The organism is Nonomuraea solani, assembly GCF_900108335.1.
In the GTDB taxonomy this organism is placed as follows: domain Bacteria; phylum Actinomycetota; class Actinomycetes; order Streptosporangiales; family Streptosporangiaceae; genus Nonomuraea; species Nonomuraea solani.
Map to the genome: position 1 here is coordinate 245,376 of NZ_FNVT01000015.1, position 21,798 is coordinate 267,173.

19 protein-coding genes are annotated in these 21,798 nt (G+C 72.0%); 6 read left to right on the forward strand and 13 right to left on the reverse strand.

Annotation, left to right across the window (positions count from 1 at the left end; translation table 11 throughout):
* Window position 1: 1 nt before the first annotated feature.
* The 5 genes from C4V41_RS40870 to C4V41_RS40890 form a co-directional block, all read right to left on the reverse strand.
* A complete protein-coding gene (locus C4V41_RS40870; RefSeq protein ID WP_103961382.1) occupies window positions 2-1,123 on the reverse strand; it encodes a hypothetical protein in 1,122 nt (373 codons plus the stop codon).
* On the reverse strand, window positions 1,120-1,620 hold the full coding sequence (locus tag C4V41_RS40875) for a SigE family RNA polymerase sigma factor (protein ID WP_103961383.1): 501 nt from the start codon (window positions 1,618-1,620) through the stop codon (window positions 1,120-1,122). The genes C4V41_RS40870 and C4V41_RS40875 overlap by 4 nt, the downstream gene beginning before the upstream one ends.
* Window positions 1,621-1,685: 65 nt before the next feature.
* Window positions 1,686-2,300, reverse strand: a complete 615-nt coding sequence (locus C4V41_RS40880) for a DUF1349 domain-containing protein (protein WP_103961384.1) — start codon at window positions 2,298-2,300, stop codon at window positions 1,686-1,688.
* Between the two features lie 11 nt (window positions 2,301-2,311).
* Window positions 2,312-3,466 (reverse strand): acyl-CoA dehydrogenase family protein, encoded by a 1,155-nt coding sequence (locus C4V41_RS40885; RefSeq protein ID WP_103961385.1) that lies wholly within the window; start codon window positions 3,464-3,466, stop codon window positions 2,312-2,314.
* A gap of 57 nt (window positions 3,467-3,523) precedes the next feature.
* Window positions 3,524-4,843, reverse strand: a complete 1,320-nt coding sequence (locus C4V41_RS40890; protein ID WP_103961386.1) for a family 43 glycosylhydrolase — start codon at window positions 4,841-4,843, stop codon at window positions 3,524-3,526.
* A 118-nt stretch (window positions 4,844-4,961) separates the two neighbouring features.
* On the opposite strand from C4V41_RS40890, the gene C4V41_RS40895 reads away from it, so the two are divergent.
* The gene (locus C4V41_RS40895) at window positions 4,962-6,038 is read left to right on the forward strand and encodes an LLM class flavin-dependent oxidoreductase (protein WP_103961387.1); all 1,077 of its coding nucleotides are present in this window, start codon (window positions 4,962-4,964) and stop codon (window positions 6,036-6,038) included.
* Window positions 6,039-6,080: 42 nt separating this feature from the next.
* On the opposite strand, the gene C4V41_RS40900 is transcribed toward C4V41_RS40895, so the two are convergent.
* Complete coding sequence (locus C4V41_RS40900) at window positions 6,081-6,998, reverse strand: GTP cyclohydrolase, FolE2/MptA family (protein ID WP_160150561.1); 918 nt, start codon at window positions 6,996-6,998, stop codon at window positions 6,081-6,083.
* A gap of 135 nt (window positions 6,999-7,133) precedes the next feature.
* Between C4V41_RS40900 and C4V41_RS40905 the strand changes: the two genes are divergently transcribed.
* Together C4V41_RS40905 and C4V41_RS40910 are read left to right on the forward strand one after the other, a co-directional pair.
* The gene (locus tag C4V41_RS40905) at window positions 7,134-8,540 is read left to right on the forward strand and encodes a PI-PLC domain-containing protein (protein ID WP_103961389.1); all 1,407 of its coding nucleotides are present in this window, start codon (window positions 7,134-7,136) and stop codon (window positions 8,538-8,540) included.
* Window positions 8,541-8,584: 44 nt separating this feature from the next.
* Window positions 8,585-9,160, forward strand: coding sequence for a TetR/AcrR family transcriptional regulator (locus C4V41_RS40910; protein WP_103961390.1), 576 nt, complete (start codon window positions 8,585-8,587; stop codon window positions 9,158-9,160).
* Here C4V41_RS40910 and C4V41_RS40915 read toward each other — a convergent pair.
* From C4V41_RS40915 to C4V41_RS40930, 4 genes are all read right to left on the reverse strand, one after another.
* Entirely contained in the window at window positions 9,157-10,470 is a 1,314-nt protein-coding gene (locus C4V41_RS40915; protein ID WP_103961391.1) for an ABC transporter permease, read from the reverse strand. The genes C4V41_RS40910 and C4V41_RS40915 overlap by 4 nt on opposite strands.
* Window positions 10,467-11,180, reverse strand: coding sequence for an ABC transporter ATP-binding protein (locus C4V41_RS40920; RefSeq protein ID WP_103961437.1), 714 nt, complete (start codon window positions 11,178-11,180; stop codon window positions 10,467-10,469). The genes C4V41_RS40915 and C4V41_RS40920 overlap by 4 nt, the downstream gene beginning before the upstream one ends.
* Before the next feature lie 67 nt (window positions 11,181-11,247).
* Window positions 11,248-14,601: a serine/threonine-protein kinase gene (locus C4V41_RS40925; protein WP_103961392.1), complete on the reverse strand. Its 3,354-nt coding sequence runs from the start codon at window positions 14,599-14,601 to the stop codon at window positions 11,248-11,250.
* 300 nt (window positions 14,602-14,901) lie between these two features.
* The gene (locus C4V41_RS40930; RefSeq protein ID WP_103961393.1) at window positions 14,902-16,116 is read right to left on the reverse strand and encodes an MFS transporter; all 1,215 of its coding nucleotides are present in this window, start codon (window positions 16,114-16,116) and stop codon (window positions 14,902-14,904) included.
* Window positions 16,117-16,186: 70 nt separating this feature from the next.
* On the opposite strand from C4V41_RS40930, the gene C4V41_RS40935 reads away from it, so the two are divergent.
* From C4V41_RS40935 to C4V41_RS40945, 3 genes are all read left to right on the forward strand, one after another.
* Window positions 16,187-17,326 carry a citrate synthase/methylcitrate synthase gene (locus C4V41_RS40935; RefSeq protein ID WP_103961394.1) on the forward strand — a complete coding sequence of 380 codons (1,140 nt, stop codon included), beginning with the start codon at window positions 16,187-16,189 and terminating at the stop codon, window positions 17,324-17,326.
* A gap of 59 nt (window positions 17,327-17,385) precedes the next feature.
* The gene (locus tag C4V41_RS40940; RefSeq protein WP_103961395.1) at window positions 17,386-17,883 is read left to right on the forward strand and encodes a hypothetical protein; all 498 of its coding nucleotides are present in this window, start codon (window positions 17,386-17,388) and stop codon (window positions 17,881-17,883) included.
* A 138-nt stretch (window positions 17,884-18,021) separates the two neighbouring features.
* Window positions 18,022-19,482, forward strand: a complete 1,461-nt coding sequence (locus tag C4V41_RS40945; protein WP_200824555.1) for a phosphoesterase — start codon at window positions 18,022-18,024, stop codon at window positions 19,480-19,482.
* Window positions 19,483-19,617: 135 nt separating this feature from the next.
* On the opposite strand, the gene C4V41_RS65545 is transcribed toward C4V41_RS40945, so the two are convergent.
* Genes C4V41_RS65545 through C4V41_RS40955 form a run of 3 tightly spaced genes read right to left on the reverse strand, consistent with a single transcriptional unit; the run spans window position 19,618 to window position 21,718 of the window.
* Window positions 19,618-20,460 carry a SulP family inorganic anion transporter gene (locus C4V41_RS65545; protein WP_200824556.1) on the reverse strand — a complete coding sequence of 281 codons (843 nt, stop codon included), beginning with the start codon at window positions 20,458-20,460 and terminating at the stop codon, window positions 19,618-19,620.
* Window positions 20,421-21,104, reverse strand: a complete 684-nt coding sequence (locus C4V41_RS65550) for a SulP family inorganic anion transporter (RefSeq protein WP_200824557.1) — start codon at window positions 21,102-21,104, stop codon at window positions 20,421-20,423. The genes C4V41_RS65545 and C4V41_RS65550 overlap by 40 nt, the downstream gene beginning before the upstream one ends.
* 8 nt (window positions 21,105-21,112) lie before the next feature.
* On the reverse strand, window positions 21,113-21,718 hold the full coding sequence (locus C4V41_RS40955; RefSeq protein ID WP_200824558.1) for a carbonic anhydrase: 606 nt from the start codon (window positions 21,716-21,718) through the stop codon (window positions 21,113-21,115).
* Window positions 21,719-21,798: the final 80 nt, after the last annotated feature.

Genomic DNA, 21,798 nt, shown 5'->3' on the forward strand with positions numbered 1-21,798 from the left:
CCTAGTCGCCGCTCTTCTGCGGCTTCCGCCAGATCTCCTTGCCGGCGGCGTCGTAGCCGACGATCTCGAACCCCTCCAGGTAGATGTCCCCGGTCCGGTCGTGGGTGCCGGCGAACAGGCGGAAGCCGAGGTCCCAGGGGTTCTGGACGGCGCGGGCCGAGACGGTTTCGCCGCCGGGGAAGACCAGCTCGACCCTGGCGGTCCTGGCGCCGGTGATGCCGAACCAGCGGCCGTTCCGCTCGCGCAGCTCGACCGGGTGCCTGTCGCCTCCCAGGTCCGTCATCAGGTCCTTCTCGCGGACGAGGTGCGTTTCCACCGGCTTGCCGTCCAGTTTCCAGATCAGCGTCTTGCCGGGCGTCTCGTACAGACCGGCGCTCAGGCCATCGCCCAGTTTCCGCTCCTTGGCGACGGGCTCGGCCGTCGACTCCGGCACGACGAGGCGCTCGTTCCGCACCGTGGCCCGCACCTCGCCCCGGGGGTCGGTGAACTCGAACGAGGCCACCTCGTCCGCGGACGGGACGGTCACCGTCCAGATGGCCTGGGGAGCGCCCGCCGGACGCTGAATCGTGCCGGGCGTCCTGACTCCCTTCGCCGTGACGGCCGCGACCGCGCTCACCCCGTCACCCGAGGCGCCGTAGTACAGCACCATGTCCGGCGGCGGCCAGGAGGCCGTGGAACCCTGCAGGGAGAAGTCCCCGGCCACCGGATCGTCCGCGCAGAAAGAGCTCCCGCCGCCCGCCCGGCTCCGTGTCCGCGTGCAGAAGTGCACGGCGCCGCTCGCCGCCCGGGTGAACCACAGCTCGATCGGCCTGTTCTCCGAGGGGTCGGCGGTGACCAGCCGCTCACCGATCGGCGGCCGCACCTCCAGGTTGCGCTCGTGAACGCGCCCGGGACCGGCCGTCGTGGCGGTGGTCACGCCGTCGCCGGTTCCGGCGGGCCGCGTCAGGGTGAGCGGCACGGCGATCGACGCCACGGCCACGCCCGCGATCATGGCGTGCAGGCGCGTCCTGCGGCGCCGCGATCGGGCGACGATCCGCCCGGGCAGCCCGGCGGGCGCGTGCGGGGCGTGCTCGGAGGCGTGTCCGAGCGTGCTGCGCAGGTACGTCTCCAGGTCGTCGGTCATCGCAGGCCCTCCTCGGCGGTGGCGGGTTGGGGAAGGGCCGAGCGCAGTTTGCCCAGTCCCAGAGAGGCATGGCTGCGTACGGTTCCGCGCGAGATGCCGAGCACCTCGGCGATCTCCTCGTCCGCCAGATCCTCGTAGTAGCGCAGGACGAGCACGGCCCGCTGCTTGCGCGGCAGCCCGTCGAGCGCCCGCCACAGCCCCTGCTCCACGTCGGAGGGCAGCAGGTCGTGGTGGTCGGTGTCCGGCAGGTCCCAGAGCAGGTGCTCCCGGCTGCGCCGCCGCCAGGCGTTCATGTGCAGCCTGGCCATGATCGTACGGGTGTACGCCTCGGGGTTCTGTTTCCGTCGTACGCGTGACCAGGCGCGATGTAACCGGATCAGCGCTTCCTGGGTGAGGTCCGCCGCGTCATGGGCGTTGCCGCTGAGCACGTAGCCGTACCGCAGCAGAGCCTCCGCCCGATCCGCGACGAAACTCTCGAACCTGGAGTCTTCCTCCAATGTCCAAACCTTTCCTCGTCCGTCTCTCTATAGACCGGGCGAGGCCCCCGAACTGTTGAACCCGCTCACGAACCGTCGCGCAGGTCGCCCAGGCGCTCACGCGTGAAGCGGAGGTCGTCGAAGGTGACCGCGCACCCGTCGCCGGTCGGCGACTGCGCCTCGAAGCCGATCGCGGCGGGTGCGGTCATGCCGTCGATGGTGAAGAAGCGGATCATCCGCCAGGTCTTCCCGTCGAGGGAGGCGTGGTAGGCGAAGGCGTGGTCGATCCGGGAGACCCGCAGCCACACCGTACGGCCCTCGACGACGAAGGCGTTGGCGTCGTCGGCGACGCCGCGGGCGACCACGGAGACGATCATCGGCTCGCCGTCGGGCGAGAACTCGAAGCAGAGCTTGCCCCAGTGCCGCTCGTCGAACCACAGGAGGAGCACGCCCGCGTCGTAGGTCGAGGCGAACTCCACGGTGACGCGGGCGCTGAACTGGAAGTCGCCCTCCGGAGGGACGCCGAGCAGGGTCGCGGCGTTGAGCATCGACTCCGCGTTGAGCCCGGCGCCCGGGTCGATGAAGATGTCGCTGTGCGGGGCCGCCGCGGCGGTCACGGTGGGCCCGGCGATCGCCCACGCCTGCTCGGAGGACGGCGCGAGCGTGAAGGGCAGGCCGGGTACGGTCCAGGGGGTGGTCATCTCGCCATTCTCTACCGGAAGGCGGGGACGGTGGGCGGGTGGCCCATGAGGACGGCGCCTGCGGCGTCGTACATGGCCGGGCTGAGGAAGGCGTGTTCCTGCGGCACCAGCGCGTCGCCGAGCAGGGCCTGCAGCGGGTGGTCGCGGTAGATCGCGGCGGTTCCGGACAGTGAGACGACCTTGCCGACCACCTCCGCCGACGTCCGGGCCAGGTGGGCGGCCGACAGGCGCAGGTGCGCGTTCTGCCGGTCGCTGACCAGCCCGCCGTCGACGAGCGACTGCCACGCCTCGTCGGCGGCCTCGTAGAAGTAGGCCCGGGCCGAGCGCAGCGCGGCCTCGGCCTCGGCGATGCCGGCGCGGTAGTAGGCGCGGTCCGCGAGCGGCGGGGCGCCGGTGATGCTCGCCCGGGCGCCGCCGGTCCGCTCGGCGAAGTCGAGGGCCGCGCGGGCGACGCCGGCCGAGACGACGGAGAGCGACTGGGCGGCGTACGTGATCGCGGGATAGCGGTAGAGCGGCTCGTCGATCACCGGCGTCCCGCCCCGGATGAAGGACCACTCCCGGCCGACCTCGACGTCGCGCGCGACGATGTCGAAGGAGCCGGTGCCCTGCATGCCGACGACGTCCCAGTCCTGGACGATCTCCAGGCGTTCCGGGCGCAGCAGCACCCCGCGCGGTTTGCCGGAGGTCGAGTCGTCGCCCGGGATGCCGACGCAGATGACGTCGGCGGCCATGCAGCCGCTGGCGAACTTCCACCGGCCGCTGACGCGGAAGCCGCGCTCGGTCGGGGTGGCCTGCTGGATGGGGAACAGGCCACCGGCGAAGACGACGTCGGGGCCGTCGGCGTACAGCTCGGCCTGGCTCTCCAGCGGCAGCGGGCCCAGGTAGATCAGTTGCGAGCCGAAGCTGGCCACCCAGCCCGCCGAGCCGTCCACCGCCGAGATGCGCTCGATCTTGCCGAGGAACTCCGCCGGCGGCATCGTCTCCCCGCCGAACCGCTCCGGTGTGGAGGAGCGGTAGAGGCCGAGTTGTTTGAGCCGTCCGACGAAGTCCTTCGGTATGTAGCGCAGCTCACGGAACTCCGCGCGGCGGCGGGCCAGCTCGGCGAGCACATCATCGAACACCTTGTCGAATGTCTTGTCGAACACGGCCGAATCGTTCTGCGCCATCGTCGCTCCTCGGCTCGGTGGAGACCCGAAGCCGATGGTTCCCGATTCGGCGCCGCGTTAGTCCGATCTGCCGCCTCCACGGCGCTTGACGTACAGGCGGCCGCCGCTCGGGCCGGTCCACTCCAGCCGGACGACACCGGCCACGGCGGCGTCGCCGGAGCGCGACGGGTCGGCCCAGTAGCCGAAGGCCGGGTTGCGGAAGAACGTGGCCCACAACCCCCCTTCGTGGTCCTTGAAGATGTTGTTGTGCCCGGCGCCGACGCCCATGGTCCACCGTTCGGAGTAGGGGCCTTCGAACGAGTCGGAGACGGCGACGATCGCGTCGTACTGATACTGCGTGCGACCGGCGCCGGCCGGGTCGTAGGCGTACCGCTGGCCGTTCTCGGACACGCGGTCCCAGGCGGCGTGCAGGAGGAAGTATTTGCCCTCGTGCTTGAACACGTACGAGCCTTCGAGATAGGGCTCGGGCGTGTAGGGCCTCTGCTGGAACTTCGGCAGGCCCGTCGCCGGGACGATGTCCTCCATGTCGTCGCGGAACTTCGCGTACAGGTGGTTGTGCAGCACCAGCCAGGCGTCGTCGCCCTCGGTGTACATGCTGCCGTCGATGTGGAAATAGGCGCCGGGCTTGATGAAGGCGGGCCCTCCGATGAAGGACTCGCCGAAGGGTTTGCCGGCATTGCCCTCGACGAGCCGGTACGGGCCCTCGACCCCGCCCTCGCTCACCAGCATGAACGTGCCGACCTTGGTGGAATGATCGCCCATGCACGCGACGATGTACCACTTACCACGGAAGTAGTGCACCTCCGGCGCCCAGACGTTGCCCCGCTTGCCGAACTGGCCCTCGTCGGTCCAGTACTCCTGCCACGGGGCGACGACGGTGCGCCCTGGCCGGTTCTCGCCGACGAATTCGGGCGACCACACCTTGCCCTTCTCGGCGCCGGGCCGGATGCCGGTGGTGTCGGCCAGCCGCCACGGCCCGCGCAGAGACCTGGCCACCCAGATGAACAGGCCGTCGTTCCACGGGCCGGCCCCCGGCAGCCCCGGCGACCGGGTGGTGCCCGTGGCGACGTAGAGCGGACGGCCGTCGACGACGAAGCAGTTGACGTAGGTGTCCCGCATCCAGACCCGGCCGAGCTGCCGGTCCCGGGGGCGGAGTTCGAGCGGTAGGACGAAGGAGTTGTCCTTGCGCGTCCAGAGGTCCTGCCGGGTGTCGGCGAGGCCGTAGGGCTCGGGGTCGGGCCAGTTCGGCGGGAACCGCCGCGCCTCCCCGGTCGCCGCCCGCGCGGCGGTCGCGGGCAGCGCCGCCGCTCCCACCAGGCCGGCGGCACCCGCCAGTAAAGACCGTCGATCCACGTGCGACCCGCTCTCATCAGTCATGCGGGAGAGTCTGCCCGCAGCGGCTTATTTTCGTCAATGACCCGGAAGAAATACTCGGGAGCCGCATAATCTATAGTTTCCCTACAGGAAGAATAGGTTTTCAGCAGGAAGGGTCCCGATGAGCCTCCAGTTCCTCTGGTACATCCCCAACCAGGCGCGACCCGGCCATCGCGGCGACGACACCGTGGTGGATCACAACAGCCTGGAGACCCTGACCGGCCACGCCCGAGCCCTTGAGGAGCACGGGTGGGGCGGGGCGCTGATCGGCACCGGCTGGGGGCGGCCCGACACCTTCACGGTCGCCACCGCGCTGGCCGCGCGGACGACGACGTTCCAGCCGCTGATCGCCGTCCGGCCCGGTTACTGGCATCCGGCCAAGTTCGCCTCGGCCGCCGCGACGCTGGACCATCTCACCGGCGGGCGGGTGCTGGTCAACATCGTGTCGGGCAAGGACGATCTGGCGGCGTACGGCGACAGCGAGGGCGACCAGGCCCACCGCTACGCGCGCACCAAGGAGTTCCTCCAGATCGTCCGCAGACTGTGGACCGACGAGAACGTCACCCACCACGGCGAGCACTTCGCCGTCACCGGCGCCACCGTGGTGCCGCGCCTCGCGGGCCGGCACCCCCGGCTCTACTTCGGCGGCGCCTCCGAGGCCGCCGAGCGGGTGGCCGCCACCGAGGCCGACGTGCAGCTCTTCTGGGGCGAGCCGCTCGACGGCGTCGCCGAGCGGATCGACCGGCTCCGACGGCTCGGCGAGCGACTCGGCCGCGAGCACCCGCCGCTGGAGTTCGGGCTGCGGATCACCACCGTGGTACGCGACACCACCGGCCAGGCGTGGGCCGACGCCGAGGCCAAGGTCGCCGAGATGGCGAAGGGCGCCGTCGCCCGCGACGTCAACTGGGGCGCCGCCGTCGGCCAGCGGCGGCTGCTCGACCTGGCCGCGCGCGGAGAGGTGCTCGACGACAACCTCTACACCGCCCCCGGCAAATTCGGCGGCGGCGGGGCCGGCACCACCTGGCTGGTCGGCTCGGCCGAGGACGTGGCCAGGTCGCTGCGCAGGTATCAGGCCCTCGGTATCACCCACTTCGTCCTCTCCGACACGCCCTACCTGCCGGAGATCAAGCGCCAGGGCGATCGGCTTCTCCCGCTGTTGCGCTCATCCGGCGAGGCGGCCGCGGCGAATAGAGGGTGATAATGAACACCGGGCGGCCGGGTCTCATCCCGGTCGCCTGGACTAAACGTCGCCGAGGAGCCGGTCGGCGGGGGCCTCGACGGTGGCCTGGATGTCGTGGCCGTGGATCGATTCGTAGCTGTCGGCGGTGACCTGGACGGTGACGCCGCCCACGTCGTGGCCGTCGGCGAGCAGGCGCCGGGCGAGCCCCGCCGCCGTGTCGCGCGTGACGTCCTCCACGAACTGGGGGCGCAAATGGGTCCGGCGCACGATCTCGTACTCGTCGGGCCGCTTGAGCAGCTCCTGGGTGAGCACGGTGTGGGCGGCCACGGTCTCGTACAGCAGCCGAAGACCGGGCAGGGCCGCCCGGGTGGCGGTGCGGACGGACAGGGTGACGCGGCCCTTCTGGCTGTGGGTGGCGATCGGTACGCGGCCCAGCAGGCGCAGCCCCTCGTCGGCGGTCAGGCCCAGCTCGTCCACGAGTTCGGTGAGCGCGTATCCCTGCATGCATGGGCAAGCGGTCATATTGGTGGCCGAAACGGACTGGCTGATCGAGGGCCGCGGCCCGGCCACGGCGGTCGCGGTGATCTCCACGGCGTCCGGCGAGGCCAGCGTGGTCACCGGGGTTGAGGTCCGCATGGGGGCGAGGGCGCGCAGGTGGACGCGGGCCCGCTCCTGCTCCTGAGTCCGGCGGATCCGCTCCGCGATCGCGAGCGCGATGTCCGCGAGCGGCCCTGGAGCGTCGTGCTGGAACGCCTGCTCGATGCGGGACATGTGGATGCCTCGCTGGTGCGCGGCGAGGGATACCTCCGCCTCCACCTCGCACATCAGCTGCGCCGTGCCGCCGAGAAGGTCCTCGTTCACCTGGAGCGGGATGTGCTGACGGTGGACGCGTACGGCGGGCAGGGCGATGCGCACGCTCGGCCGCTGCCCGGGAACGTCGTAGAAGGAGTCCGTATAGACCTGCGGAGATGCTGCCACGTTGCGCACGAGATTCCTTTCGGAGAGGTCGAGGGGTTTCGTGCCCGGACTGCAGTTCGAGTTCGAGCCTAATGAGCCGGATCCGGCGGTGAGCGCGGGGTTGCCGGGAGATCCGGCTGATGTGACCATCGGGGAATGCCTCGTTCAAGATCCGTTCTGCCGGTGCTCGCCGTCACCGTTTCCGCGCTGTTCGCCGGCGGAGACGCCCAGGCGGCGGCGGACTCTCCGTTACCCTCGGCGATCTTCCGCGCCACCCACAACAGCTACTCGGGCGGCGACAGGGGTCCGATCGCCGAACAGCTCGACCGCGGCGTCCGCTTCATCGAGTTCGACATCCACGACAACGACTACGGCACCTCCCGCGACTACTCCGTCGGCCACGACTCCCCCGGCAACCAGGTCGACCACGCGGGCAACCCGGCCTCGAACCGGTTACGCGAGTGGCTCGACGTGGTGGACACCTGGTCCGAGCAGCACCCCGCCGCCGCGCCGATCGTGGTCGCGCTCGACGTCAAGGACGACCTGACGGACAACCCCTCGTACGCCGCCGGCAACCTGGGCGCGCTCAACCAGGAGCTCACCTCCGTCTTCGGCGCGCGGCTGTACCAGGCCCAGGACTACCCGGCGAGCCCGCCTTCCGTGGATGCGCTGCGCGGCCGGGTGCTGCCGGTGATCTCCGGCAACGGCACGACACGCACCGAGTACAAACGGGATGTCGGTTACAACCCGGCCATCGCGATCAACGGCCGCGGCCAGGTCGTGGAGGTGCACGACTCGGGCGGGGGCGCGCTCTGGTACTGGAGCGGCACGTACGGCGCCGACGGCCGCGTGACCTGGCTCCGCCACGGCAAATACGACACCGGCGTCACCCCCGCCGTCACGCTGAACGACAACGGCGACCTGGTCGAGGTCCACCAGTCCCAGAACGCGACCACGCTCTGGTATCGGACCGGCCGCCTCGACGCCGCCGGCGAGATCACCTGGTCGGCCAGCCGCCAGTACGACAACGGCGTCCAGCCGACGGTCAGGTTCACCGACCCGGCGGGCACCACACTCCGCGAGATCCACCGCAGCCAGAGCAGCGACCAGAACTGGCACTGGAACGGCGTGCTGAACGCCGGCGCGGTCACGTGGAGCGGCAACGCCAAGACCTCCGACGCCCGCTACGACAAGACCACCTCGGTCAGCGGCACGTCCCGCGTGCGCGTGTGGACCGGCGCCGACGGCCCGACCCCGGCCCAGACGCTGCGGGTGGACACCGACCGGCGTACCGGCGACCGCATCCGCTTCCCGCAGACCGCCTTCGTCGAGTTCCAGAGCGGCAACAGCGCGGAGCTCCAGCAGGGCGCGCTGTTCTACGCGGCGACCGCCGGCGAGTCCGCGTTCATCACCGCGGCCCGGAGGGCCGGGCGGCTCGTGCGCGGCTGGGGCTTCAACTCGGCGGGCCAGGCCACTGATCCGCTGGCCAACTATCCGGCCACCGACCATCCGTACGCCTCCTGGTACGAGACCCTCCTCACCCGGTCCGGCGCCGTCCAGTGAGCGCTACGCTATGACGAGCGTCATAAGCACCTGAGGAGAGCCGGATGCCGAGCTCGCGCGAGCGGATCATCATGGGGGCGGCCGACCTGATCCGGCGGCGCGGGCTGGCGGGCAGCACGGTGCGGGATCTGGCGGCGCACTCCGGGGCGCCGTTCGGATCGACCTACCACTACTTCCCCGAGGGGAAGCAGCAACTGGCCGCCGAGGCGGTCCGGTTCGCCGGTGACCTGGTGTCGCGGGTCCTGGAACGGGAGCTGCGGGCCGGTCCGGCGGCCGGGCTGCGGGCGTTCCTGGGCCTGTGGCGGCAGACGGTCCTCGACAGCGACTTCAACGCGGGCTGCCCGGTGCTGGCCGTCGCGGTCGAGGAGCCGCCGGGTGAGGGCGGCTCCCCCGCGATCACCGCCGCGGCCGAGGTCTTCACCGCCTGGGAGGGCCTCCTGTCGGCCGCGCTGCGCGAAGACGGGGCCGGCGGCGAGGACGCGGCCCGGCTGGCGACGCTGATCGTCGCGGCGGTGGAGGGGACCGTCGCGATGTGCCGCGCCAAACGCGACATCCGCCCGCTGGACGACGTGGCCGCCCAACTGGAACTCCTGGTGAGCACCCGCGCGGGGCGCCTCTAGACGGCCAGTAGCGGCCCCAAACGCGCCTTCCGGGTCGCGGCCAGGCCCCCGGCCAGGCCGCTGACGACGCAGACCAGCACCAGGCCCGCGTACTGCGGCAGCGAGTAGGCGAACCACGGCTCACCCGTCATGGCCCGGCCCAGCGCGGCCAGCGAGACGGCGGCGATCCCCGTGCCGAGCAGCGCGCCGGCGCACGTGACGATCAGCGACTCCCAGCAGACCGCCCTGGCGAGCTGCCCCGGCGTCGTCCCCACCGAGCGCAGCAGCCGGATCTCCGCCGCCCGCTCCGCCATGGACAGGGCCGTCGCGTTCACCACCGCGATCACGGTGTACGCCACCGCCGCCCCCACCAGCAAGGGCGCCGCCCAAACCGCGGCCCCGGTGCGCGTCACGCCCGCCGCCGCGTCCGAGGTGGTGACCGCGAACAGGAAGGTGCACGCCAGCGCCACGGTCAGCATCACCGGAGACGCGGCCGACATCGCCCGGCGCGGCTGCGCGATCAGCGCGGACCGGGCGATCATGCCCGCCCCCGGGTCGAGCCAGGCCACCGGAGCACCGAGCAGCGCGCCGATCCCCCGCAGCACGACAGGGCCCAGCGCCGACCCGGCCACGCACAGCGCCATCGTGGCCCCCAGCCCGGCCGGGACCTGGGCCGTCGCCTTCATCTGCGGCAGCAGCCACAGCAGCGCGAATCCACCGGCCAGCGCCACCACGCCGGCGACCGCCCGGGGCCACGGCACGAGCCGGCCCTGCACGGCGCTGTCCCGCAGCACCTCCAGCGGCCCCATCCGGACCGCCTTGCGCGCCGCGGACCGCGCGGCCAGCAGCGTCACCGCCACTCCGGCGACCGACGCCACCACGAACGGCACCGGCGTGAGCTCCACCGGGACGCCGCCGGGCGCGAGCCCGGCCACGCGCGTGAACGCCGCCATCGTCAGGGCGTACGGCATGGCCAGCAGGCAGCCCGCCGCGGTCGCCAGCACGGCCACCACCAGCGCCTCGGCCCTGACCAGGCCGCGCACCTGCCGTGGCGTCATGCCGACCGACCGCAGCAGGCCCCAGGTCCTGCGCTGCCGCAGCACGTGCATGCTCAGCATGCCCGCGACCACGAAGATCGACACGAACCCCGACACCACGGCGGACATGATCAGCAGCCCCATGATCCCGTTCAGCTCGTCGTCCGAGGCCGCGCCGGCGACCAGCAGCCCGCTGCCGCCGATCAGCATCACGGCCAGGACCACCGCCACGAACGAGGCGGCCAGCCCGGTCCGGTTGGCGCGCACGTTGTTCCAGGCGAGCACGAAGGTCACAGCCGGCCGCCGATCTGGGCGGCCGACGGCCGGTCGAGCACCTCCGTGACGCGCCCGTCGGTCAGGAACAGCACGGCGTCGGCCCGGGCCGCCGCCTCGGGGTCGTGCGTGACCATCACCACCGTCTGGCCGAACGCGTCGACCGCCTCGCGCAGCAGCGCCAGCACCTCGTGCCCGGTGCTCCGGTCGAGCGCGCCCGTGGGCTCGTCGGCGAAAAGCACGTCCGGCCTGCCGAGCAGCGCGCGGGCGATGGCCACCCGCTGCTGCTGGCCGCCGGAGAGCTGCGCCGGGCGATGGCTCTCCCGTCCCGCGAGGCCGACGCGGCGCAGGAGCTCGCGTACGTGCGCCGGGTCCGGCCGCCGCCTGGCCAGCCTGCTCGGCAGGATCACGTTCTGCCACGCGGTCAGCGACGGCACCAGGTTGAACGCCTGGAAGATCACCCCGATCCGGTCGCGGCGGAGCACGGCCAGCTCCTTCTCCGGCAGCCGGGTGATGTCCCGCCCGGCGATGCGGACGGCGCCCGACTGCGGCCGGTCCAGCCCCGACGCGCACTGCAGCAGCGTGCTCTTCCCCGACCCCGAGGGGCCCATGACGGCCGTGAAACTGCCACGCGGGAACCCGACGCTGACCTGGCGGAGCGCCGCCACCTCGGTGGCACCCTTGCCATATGTCCTGGTCACTCCGTCCAAGAGGACCGCACTTTCTTCCATGATCACGAGTCTGCCGAAGCGCGCCCGCCACCAGCCATCCGGCAGAACCCTGATCGGCCCCCGAGCTTCAGCAGCTCTTCTCGTACGGCCGGTCAGGCAGATACCGGACCCATTCCGCCTCGGTGAGCGCCCGCCCGGCCCGCGCGCACACGGCCTTCAGCAGCGGCTCGACGGCCACGGGCAGGCGGCTCGCCCGGCCGGCGCGGCCCACGGTCAGCACCTCGCGGGAGCCGGGGGTGAACGCGATCGAGTACGCGCTGTCGGGCAGCTCGACCACGGGCCCCACCTGCCTGCCCTGCCGCACGTCCCAGACGACCATCGACCGGTCGTCCAAGGCGAGGGCGAACAGCCGGCCGTCATGGGAGAACGCGGCCGTCGAGCTCTCATATCCGGCCCTGGCCCAGGTGCCGACCTGCCGGCCCGTGGCCGTGTCCCAGATCCCGACCTTGCCGGAGAACCCGGCCGCCACCAGCTTGAGGTCGCCGCTGAACCAGATCTCCCGGGCGACGCCCGGCAGCGACAGCGGCGGCCCGAGCGGCTTGCCCGCCACCACGTCGATCAGGCGCAGGGTGTCGCCGTCCAGGCCCACGAGGCGGCCGTCGGCCGCGACGGCCCAGTCGAGCAGGCGCGGCGGCCGGGGCACCTGTTTGAGCAGCCGGCCTCCCGGCACCTCCCGGAGCACGAAGTCGTCGCCGGCGAGCCAGACGCCCTGGGGAACGGGCAGGACCTTCGGCGAGTCCGGCACCAGCCCGGTGATCTCCGGGAGCGGCACGCGGGCCAGCTCCTTCCCGGCGGCGAGGTCCCAGACGGTGACCTGCTCGCCGGCCTCGATGGCCAGGCGGCCGCCGTCCCGGCTGAAGGCGGTCTTGATCTCGAAGGCGCTGGGCTCGGCCAGCTCGACGGGCCGGCCGTTGACCATGACGGCCGCGGAGTCCTCGGCGTGCGTGGCGAGCACCCTCCCGTCGGGGCTGAACCCGATGTCGTCCATGGTCTCGGAGCGGACGTAGCCCGTTTCGAGGGTGACGACCGTGTCGTCGGCCAGGTAGCGCAGCCCTTCCGGTCCGAGCGCGGCGGCCGTCGCCGGCTCCTCGGCCGGGTGCCGCAGCAGGACCGGGTCGTCGGTCAGCCGGTAGACCGTGATCTGGTCGCCGTATCCGATCAGTGTCCGGCTGTCCCGGCCGAACACCGGGGTCGTTCCGGTGTCCCATTCCTGGAGGGTGTGCACCTTCTTGCGGGTACGCGTGTCGTACACGACGAGCTCGTCCTCCATGGCCAGGGCGGGCAGCGCCCCGTCGGGGCTGAAGGCCGGGATGCTCGCGCAACCGCCGCACGCGCCCTCGAACCCGGGCAGCGTCTCGCCCGACGGCAGCGCCCACACCTCCGCACCGACGGCGTAGCCGCCCTTCGGGTGCACGGCCACATCCGTCAGCGCGGCGAGGGACGTCGTCTTCCCGCTCTCCGGGTCGTAGATCATCTTGCCCTGCCCGAAGTCGGCGACGAGGTGCCGGCCACTGAAGGAGATGGTGAGGTCGAAATTCTCGTCGGCGGGCACCCGGTAGCCGGTCCGCCTGCCGGTGGCCATCTCCCAGAGCCCGACGCCGGTGTGGTCGGCGACGGCCAGCAGCCGGCCGTCCGGGCTGATCGCGGCCTGGCGCAGCCGTTTGCCGGTCAGGCCGAGGCCGGTGAACCCGCCTGTGCGCCGGCCGGTCCCGACGTCCCACACCTTCACCTCGTCGGGGCCGACGCTGATGAGCGAGCGGCCGTCGGCGCTGAGCGTGCGGGCGGTGGCGGGGCCGGTGTCGGGGTCGCGGAAGGATCGGGTCGCATGGTGTGCGGCCGAGGCGAGCAGCGCCGACCTCGCCTCGTCGGTGGGCGCCAGCCGTCCGGCCGCCGCGCTCAGCAGCATGCCGAGCACGGGGTCCTTCCCGCGCACCTCGCCGGCCACGCCGGCCAGCCTGGCGGACTCGGCGACGTCGCGCTGGCCGGCGAGCATGGCGCTCTGCCGTACCAGCATGAGACCGGCCACCAGGGCCAGGCTCAGCAGGACGGCGAGCGTGATGGACACCAGCCGGCTCCGGCGGGAACGGCGTCTGGTGAGCGCGGCGCCGGCGGCCAGGAAGTCGCGCTCGTCGGGGGTGAGCGTGATGTTGCGGCGCTCGGCCGCGGCCCAGCGCAGCGCGTCGTCCAGCGAACTGCCCTGGAACAGGTCGGCCTCGCGCCGTCCCTGCTCCTGCCAGCGCTCGGCCGCGGTCCAGATCCGGCGGTGCACGGCCAGCCCGTCGCGGTTGGCGGCGACCCAGGCGCGCAGCCAGGGCCAGGCGGGCAGGAGGGCCGGACGGGTCAGCCGTACCGGATCTCCGTCGGAGACCACGTACGCGAACGCCTTCAGCACCCGGTCGGCGCCCTCGGGAAACTCGGCCCTGCGCGCCTGCCGCAGCGTCAGTTGCCCGGCCTCGGTCACGGTGACCAGCCGCAGGAAGACCTCCGGGACCAGCTCTCTTTCCGCCGGTGAGAGCGCGGCGAAGGCGTCCTCCGCGAGGACTTCGAGCACGGGATCGCGTACGGCCTCCGTCAGGCGCGCGCCCTCGCCGGCGCCTCGTTCCAGCAGGTGGGCCGTCTGGAGGCCGAGGTCGCCGCTGATCAGCGCGAGCAGCAGGTCACGCGCGGGCGGCCGCCGGTCGGGATCCTTGGCCAGCGCGGCGCCCACCAGCGTGCGCAGCGGGGCGGGCAGCACGGCCAGGTCCGGGTCGTGCGACAGGACGCGGTGCATGACCGCGCCCAGCGCCTCCGCGGTGAACGGGTCCTTGCCGGTGGCGGCGAACAGCACGACCGCGCCCCAGGCGAACACGTCGGCCGCGGTGCCGGCCCGCTGCCCCGAGTAGACCTCCGGGGCCATGTAGCTCGGCGTGCCGGCCACGATGCCGGTGGAGGTGAGCGACATGTCGAGGGTGCGGGCCACGCCGAAGTCGATCACCCGCGGCCCGTCGGGCCCGAGCAGCACGTTGTCCGGTTTCAGGTCCCGGTGCACCACGCCTGCGTCGTGGATGGCGGTCAGCGCGGTCGCGATGGCGGTGGCCAGCCGGTGCAGGTCGTCACCGCCGAACACCCGGTCGGCCGCGCGCAGGCTCGGGCCTTCGACGTATTCGCTGACGATGTACGGCCGCTCCGCCTCCAGGTCCGCGCCGAGCACCCTGGCCGTGCAGAACGAGGCCACCCGCTGCGCCGACACGACCTCCTTGGTCAGCCGGTCGCGCACCTCCGGCCGGTTCGCCGGGTCGGGGTGCCACGCCTTGATCGCCACTCTGGTGCCCGAGGAGTCGTAGGCCTCGTACACCACTCCCTGGCCGCCCACCCCGAGGCGGCTCGCCAGCCAGTAATCCCCGAGCTGGCGCGGATCGGCGTCGGTCAACGCGGTCTTCATGCTGATGTTGACGCGCCGACCGGAGAAATTGTTGTGACCCGCGGGTGTCAGGTCAGGCCGGTGAAGACGCGTTCGAGGCTGTCCGGCGGCGAGAAGCAGCGCGTCAACCCGGCTCGTGTTCGAAAGGCGGGGCCAGTAAGGGGCGCACGGGACCGGAGAGGGGCCCAGCCGGGCGATGGCCAACGGGGATGCGGCCACAGGCGCTCGATCATCCGGGCCTCCAGGGTCGTGGAGACCTATCCCATAGTCCGATTCGAGCACGAAGCGGGGTGAGCGTGTGGTCCCAACGATGGCCGCCCGTCAGGCGCGCGCGAGGTTCCTGATGGCCGGGACGGCGAGCAGGAGCGCGGAGATGACGAGGACCATCACCGAGGCCGCCAGCAGCACGGGCGCCGTGCCCAGCATGATGGCGAGGGGTCCGGCGACGGCCTGGCCGACGGGCTTCATGACCAGGGAGCCGGCGGCGTCGTAGGCGTGCACCCGGCCGAGAACGTCCTGGGGGATCTGGGTCTGCACGCTCGTGTGGAACATGACCACCCAGAACGTGATCCCCATGCCGCCGACCGCGTAGCAGGCGGCCAGCGTGGCGGGCGGCAGGCCCAGCGCCACGCCGAGCGGCACCAGGGCGCAGCTCGTCAGGGCGATGGCCCCGGCGCGCAGCGGATGGGCCGGCCGGAGCCGCATCGCGACGAGGCCGCCGAGCAGGTTCCCCACGCCGAACGCGGACATGATCAGCCCGAGGGCGGAGGCGCCGTACGCGGCGGTGATGGTGCTGTACCCCAGGGTCAGGGTCGGGCCGAACGAGGCGACCTGCCAGAGGCACCAGATCACGATCACGCCCCACAACCAGGTCCTGGCCCGGAACTCCCGCCAGCCCTCCACCAGATCGGCGCGGAACGTCGAGCCCTCCGCCCGCGCGCCCCGCGCCGTGAGAGGGCGGAGGAGGAACAGGCAGAGGCCGCTGATCGCGAACGTCGCCGCGTCGATCGCGAAGACCACCCACGGCACCGAGACGGCCAGGAGCACCCCGGCCAGGGACGGGGCGAGCACGCTCATGCACGACTCGGAGACCCGTAGCGTGGCGTTGCCCCGCTGCACGTCGGGGGCGATCCGCGGGGTGATGCTGGCGACGCCCGGCTGGAACGTGGCGCCGCCCGCGCCGACCAGCGCCAGGAGCACGAGCACCTGCCACAGCTCGGGGGTGCCGAGGGCGAACAGCAGGGCGAGTAAGGACTGGAAGACCAGGCGCACCACGTCCGAGATGATCATCATCCGCCGGGCGCCGAACCGGTCCGACAGGACACCGCCGAAGATGATGAGCAGGGCGAAGGGCGCCAGGTGCGCGGCCAGCGCGTAGCCGACCCCGCTGAGGCCGTAGCCGCCCTGGATCATCGCGGCCGAGATGACGACCGGCAGCATGTGGTCGCCCAGGAGCGACGTGCTGCGGGCCGCGAAGAAGAGGCTGAAGTCGCGGTTCCAGAGCCGTTCCGCCGAGGCCGGAAGAGTTACGCGCAAGTCAACTCCATGTTCACGTTGATGAAAATCAATATTGACGACAGGACGTCAATAATTGGAAGGTGCATTCATGACTATCGATGTGCCCAAGGGACTCAAAGGTGTGGTCGTCACCGAGACATACCTGAGCGACGTCCGTGGACGCGAGGGCTTTTATCACTACCGCCAGTACTCCGCGATCGAGCTCGCGGAGAAACGTACCTTCGAAGACGTCTGGCACCTGATGCTGCTGGGGACGCTGCCGTCCGAGGAGGAGCGCGAGCGCTTCATCGAGCGGACGATCCCGCTGCGGCGCGTGCCCGGCGCGCTGCGGCCGCTGCTGCCCGCCCTGGCCACGTCGGGCAGGGACGGCGGCCCCCTCGACAACGTGCGCAGCGCGGTGTCGGCGGCCGGCGCCGTCCGCGGCATGCGGCCGCTCTACGACCTCGACCCCGGGCAGCGGCTCGACGACGCGCTGTTCGTCAGCGCGCTGACGCCGACGCTGCTCACCGCGCTGTACCGGCTGGCGCACGGCCTGGAGCCGGTCGAGCCGCGCGACGACCTGACGTACGCCTCCAACTACCTCTACATGCTCACCGGGCAGGTCCCCGACCCGGCCCACGCCAGGGCGATCGAGCGCTACCTGATCTCCACCGTCGACCACGGCTTCAACGCCTCCACGTTCACGGCGCGGGTGATCGCCTCCACCGGCGCGGACCTGGCCTCGTGCGTGGCAGGAGCCCTCGGCGCGCTGTCGGGCCCGCTCCACGGCGGCGCGCCCAGCCGCGCGCTCGAAACACTGGACGAGATCGGCACCCCCGACCGCATCGACACCTGGGTACGCGACCGGGTGCTGGCCGGCGACCGCATCATGGGGTTCGGCCACCCCGTCTACCGCACCGAGGACCCGCGCTCGCGCATGCTGTCGGGCATCGCCAAGGGCTTCGGCGGCGGGCTGGTGGACTTCGCCCACGAGGTGGAGCGGCGGGTGGTCGACATCCTGGCCGAGCTCAAGCCGGGCCGTGAGCTGCACACCAACGTGGAGTTCTACGCGGGCGTGGTGATGGAGATCTGCGGGATCCCGCGGTCGATGTTCACCCCGACCTTCGCCGCCGCCCGTACGGTCGGATGGAGCGCGAACATCCTCGAACAGGCCGCGGACAGCAAGATCATCCGGCCGTCGGCGCGGTACGCCGGGGAGGCCCCGCCGCAGCCGGTGCCCGCGGTTTAGATCACGGCGGCATCCCGTACGGGCTATGGTGGCGAACTCACGATCTTGGAGGAACCACCATGAAGTACACCATGGCCCGGTCGGCGCTCGTCCTCGTGGTGACCGGAGGCGTGCTGGCGGGCGTCGCTCCCGCGGCGAACGCCGCCCAGCGGCTGGGGCCCTTCGGGTACGGCCGCATCAAGCTCGGGATGAGCGAGGCGAAGGCCAGGGCGACCGGGTTGATCGTCCGCAAGACCATCAACGCCCCGACCACGTGCGCGGCCTATGACCTGAAGACGAAACGGTACGACGGGAACCGGGCCGGGCTGTTCATCTCGAAGCGGCAGGGCGTGGTCACGATCTCCGGGCCACCCGCCGCCAGGACGCCGCAGGGCATCGGCCGGGGCTCCACGCCCGCGCAGTTGAAGGCCGCCTATCCCAGGCTGAAGCAGAGCGCGATGTACGGGACCTTCGCCACCGTGCCGGGCAACCCCAAGGCGTCCTACATCTTCCACGTGTCGAAGAACATGGTCCTCGGCGTGACCCTGATCCTGACCAAGCAGGACTGCCTCAAGTAGCGGCACTGTTCCTCCCCCGGCCACCGACGCGCCAGAGACTCGTCACGCGGCATCGATGAACTCAGGCGGTTCGATGACGACCGACGAGAGGAACATGCCGTCATGTCTGCTTCTGGTGATTCGGTTACCCGACGGCGCTTGCTGGCGGTCACCGGCGGGCTGGTCGGGGCGGTGGCCGTCGGCGGTCTGACCGGCCCCGCCTGGGCTGACCGGCCTCCCGGCGGTGGGCGGCGGCGCTGGCTGCCCGGTGACCACCACGTGCACAGCGAGTTCAGCGTCGGGTACGACGACTCCACCAGCCCGCCCAAGCCGATCCTCGGCGGCGACGCGATCTACCCACTGTCGGTCAACGCGTCCAACGCCGAGCGGTTCGGGCTCGCCTGGATCGTCTCGACCGACCACGGCGGCCCGCTGCACTCCAAGCTCGACGCCGAACAGCGCTACCCGAGCCTGCTGGAGGCGCGCCGGTCCGTGCCGAAGGTGCTGCAGTTCTACGGCATGGAGCTGGACACGCCCGCCGCCGACCACTCCAGCCTGATCATCCCCAAGGTGGCCACGGAGCGGGACATCCTGTTCCAGCTCGAAAGCCGCTTCTCCAAGCGTGACCCGTTCCCGGCGGACCCGTCGTTCGACACCGAGCGGAAGATGCTGGAGGCTTTGCGGGTGATGCGGCAGCTCCCGCACAAGCCGCTGCTGTTCGCCAACCACCCCGCCAGGTCCGCGACCGGCCTGGGCGTGTACGGCCAGGACACGCCGGCCGAGTTCCGCGACTGGCACGACACCGCGCCCGACATCGCCCACGGCTTCGAAGGCGCCCCCGGGCACCAGGCCGACACGCTCAACAAGGACGGCTCGATCGATCCGGACGGCCGGCGCGGCGGCTATGGCAACCATCCCACGATGGGCGGCTTCGACCAGATGACCGCCCGTCTCGGCGGTCTCTGGGACTCCCTGCTCGGCGAGGGCCGCCGCTGGTGGATCACCTCCACGTCCGACTCCCACGTGCACTACACCGACGGCGGCGCCGACTTCTGGCCGGGCGAGTACTCCAAGACGTACGTGCACGCGGGCTGGGACTACGCCGACGTCCTCGACGGCCTGCGCAACGGCCGGATCTTCGTCACCATCGGCGACCTCGTCGACCGGCTCGACCTCACGGTCAGCCGCGCCGACCTGGGCGGCGCCATGCCTGCCGACGGCACGGCGAGCGTCGGCGAGACCCTGCGGTTGCGCGGCCGTGACCGCGACGCCGAGGTGGAGGTCCGCTTCCGGGTCCCCGCCACGCCCAACGCCAAGGGCGAGCGGCCGCAGGTGAACCGCGTCGACATCATCACCGGGCGGATCACCGGGCCGGCGCGGGACCGTACCTCGGACACCAACCCCACCACCAAGGTCGAGGCCCGGTACGGCGCCGGTCAGTGGCGGCGCGACGGCGACGAGATCGTCGTCCGGCACACGCTGCGCGACATCGACGGGCCCATGTACGTCCGTGTGCGCGGGACCAGCACGGCCGAACTGGAGCCGGAGCCGGACCCGCGCGGCTCCGACCCGTGGGCGGACCTGTGGTTCTACTCCAACCCGGTGTTCATCGAACGCTGACACACGGCACGTCCTTTCGGGCTCGTGCCGGTGTTCATCGAATGCTGACAAACGGCGCGTCCTTTCGGGCTCATGCCGGCGTTCCATGACGCGCGCGTCCTTGGGGTGGCCGCTGCGGCGGCCACCCCACGTCCTCTACCGAATGGCCAGCCCGCCGGTCTCCGCTGGACGGCCGCCTTCGCCCGTCCGTTCGCGTCGGGCCGCCCAGGCGTCCAGAGTGTCGCGGGTCGCCTCGTCCAGGTGGTGCAGCTCGCTCAGGTCGAGCCGTACGCCGGCGGCGTCGGGCACCGACTGGAGCGATCGGTGCATCTGAGGCAGGCGCAGGAACGTGGCGTTGCCGCGGAGCCGTACATGGACATGTCCCCGTTCGTCGTGCTCCCAGCTGACCGTCACGTGCGACAATCGCCAGGCCGCCAGCACGATGGCCAGGCCCAGCCCGGTCAGCACGCCGGTCAGCAGGTCGACGCCGGCGATCGTGGCGGCGGTGATCAGGGCGATCGCCCCGTCCGCCCGGTCCTGGCGCACGGTGCGTACGAGCCTGGCCGGGTCGATCAGCTTCCAGCCGGCGTGGACGAGCAGCGCCGCCAGCGCGGTGAGCGGAATCGCCGCCAGCAGCCCCGGCAACGCGACCGCGAACAGCAGCAGCCACACCCCGTGCAGCACCCGGGACGCCTTGGTGCGCGCCCCCGCCTGAACGTTGGCCGCGCTGCGCACGATGACCGCGGTCATCGGCATGCCGCCGAGCGCGCCGCTCACCACGTTGCCCGCCCCTTGCGCGGCGAGTTCGGCGTTGTAGCGGGTGGGCCGCCCGTCGTGCAGGCGGTCGACGGCGGCGGCGCTGAACAGGCTCTCCGCCGAGGCCACGATCGCGATCGTCAGGATCGTGCCCAGCACCGCCGGGTCGGTGAGCATCGCGAGTTCCGCGCCGCCCGGCGGGTTCAGCGCGCCGGACAGCGAGCCGACCTCCACCCGGGCCACGGACAGGTCGAACGCCAGACCAGGCCCGCAGCGGCGGCCACCGCGACCAGCGGCGCGGGCACCGCGCGCAGCCGCTCGGGCACCCTGCCCCACGTCACCAGGATGCCCAGGGTCAGCAGGCCGATCCCCAGCGTCCACAACGACGACGCGCTGCCGCCGACGCCGGCCAGGAGCGCGGGCAGGCCGAGCAGCTTGGCGACCGTGCCGGCCGGCGCGGCGCTCGCCGCCAGCGGGTAGAGCTGGCCGAGCACCAGGACGATGCCGATGCCGGTCAGCATGCCTCTGACCACCGACGGGGAGATCGCCTGGAACCAACTGCCCAGGCGGAGCAGGCCGAGCAGGATCTGTACGAGCCCGGCGCCGGCGGCGATCACGCCGAGCGCGGGCAGGCCGTGACGGGCGACCGCCTCGGCCACCAGCACGGTGAGCCCGGCGGCCGGCCCGCTGACCTGCAGACTGCTGCCGGGCAGGAATCCGGCGACCAGACCACCGACGATCCCGGTCACGATGCCGAGCTCCGCGGGCACCCCTGACGCGACCGCCACTCCTACGCACAACGGCAGCGCCACCAGGAACACCACAACCGAGGCGCGAACATCGGCGAGGCTCGTCTTCGCGATCGAGAAGCGCGAGTTGTCAGTCATACGCCTCCTCACAGCTCGCCGAACGAGAACTCGACGCCCTCGCCCCGCTGGGCCGCCTGCACGCGGCCGGTGTCGATCTCGTAGTACCAGCAGTGCAGGCGCAGCTCCGCCCGGTCCAGGCGCTCCCGCACGACGGGCAGCGCGGTGAGGGCCGCGAACTGGGCCACCAGGTGCCGCCGTTCCGCGCCGCGCTGCGGGTGACCACCGTCCTCGCCGGCGATCCGGTACGGCACCCGCCGTGGCGCTTCGGCCAGCCAGCGACCGGCGTTGGGCAGCCGTACCGGGTCATGGCCGTCGGTCATGGCGGCGACGGCCCCGCAGTGGGAGTGGCCGCACAGGATGATGTCCCGTACGGCGAGCACGTTGACGGCGTACTCGATGGTGGCGAGCTCGCCCGACGGCGTGCCGGGGCGCGACGGGATGACGTTGCCCGCGGTACGCAGCTCGAACAGCTGTCCCGGGCGGGTATGGGTGATCTGCGTGGGAATCACGCGGGAGTCGGAGCAGGTGACGAACATCGCCAAGGGCCGCTGGCCGTCGGCGAGCCGGGCCCGGCCCGGGTCGGGGGTCGTGCTGTGGGCGCGCGCGTGCGCCACGAGGTCGTGGAACTCCACGGGTTCTCGCTTCCAGGAGAAGGTTCTCTGTGCGCCTGTATGCCGCGATCGTCCGCGAGCCGAGTGTCAAGATCGTTCGC

Bases quoted from the DNA above. Each gene is read 5' to 3' on its own strand.
- C4V41_RS40870 (WP_103961382.1), bottom strand. From the start codon at position 1,123: ATGACCGACGACCTGGAGACGTACCTGCGCAGCACGCTCGGACACGCC.
- C4V41_RS40880 (WP_103961384.1), bottom strand. From the start codon at position 2,300: ATGACCACCCCCTGGACCGTACCCGGCCTGCCCTTCACGCTCGCGCCG.
- C4V41_RS40885 (WP_103961385.1), bottom strand. From the start codon at position 3,466: ATGGCGCAGAACGATTCGGCCGTGTTCGACAAGACATTCGACAAGGTG.
- C4V41_RS40890 (WP_103961386.1), bottom strand. From the start codon at position 4,843: ATGACTGATGAGAGCGGGTCGCACGTGGATCGACGGTCTTTACTGGCG.
- C4V41_RS40895 (WP_103961387.1), top strand. From the start codon at position 4,962: ATGAGCCTCCAGTTCCTCTGGTACATCCCCAACCAGGCGCGACCCGGC.
- C4V41_RS40905 (WP_103961389.1), top strand. From the start codon at position 7,134: ATGCCTCGTTCAAGATCCGTTCTGCCGGTGCTCGCCGTCACCGTTTCC.
- C4V41_RS40910 (WP_103961390.1), top strand. From the start codon at position 8,585: ATGCCGAGCTCGCGCGAGCGGATCATCATGGGGGCGGCCGACCTGATC.
- C4V41_RS40920 (WP_103961437.1), bottom strand. From the start codon at position 11,180: ATGGAAGAAAGTGCGGTCCTCTTGGACGGAGTGACCAGGACATATGGC.
- C4V41_RS40925 (WP_103961392.1), bottom strand. From the start codon at position 14,601: ATGAAGACCGCGTTGACCGACGCCGATCCGCGCCAGCTCGGGGATTAC.
- C4V41_RS40935 (WP_103961394.1), top strand. From the start codon at position 16,187: ATGACTATCGATGTGCCCAAGGGACTCAAAGGTGTGGTCGTCACCGAG.
- C4V41_RS40940 (WP_103961395.1), top strand. From the start codon at position 17,386: ATGAAGTACACCATGGCCCGGTCGGCGCTCGTCCTCGTGGTGACCGGA.
- C4V41_RS65550 (WP_200824557.1), bottom strand. From the start codon at position 21,104: ATGACTGACAACTCGCGCTTCTCGATCGCGAAGACGAGCCTCGCCGAT.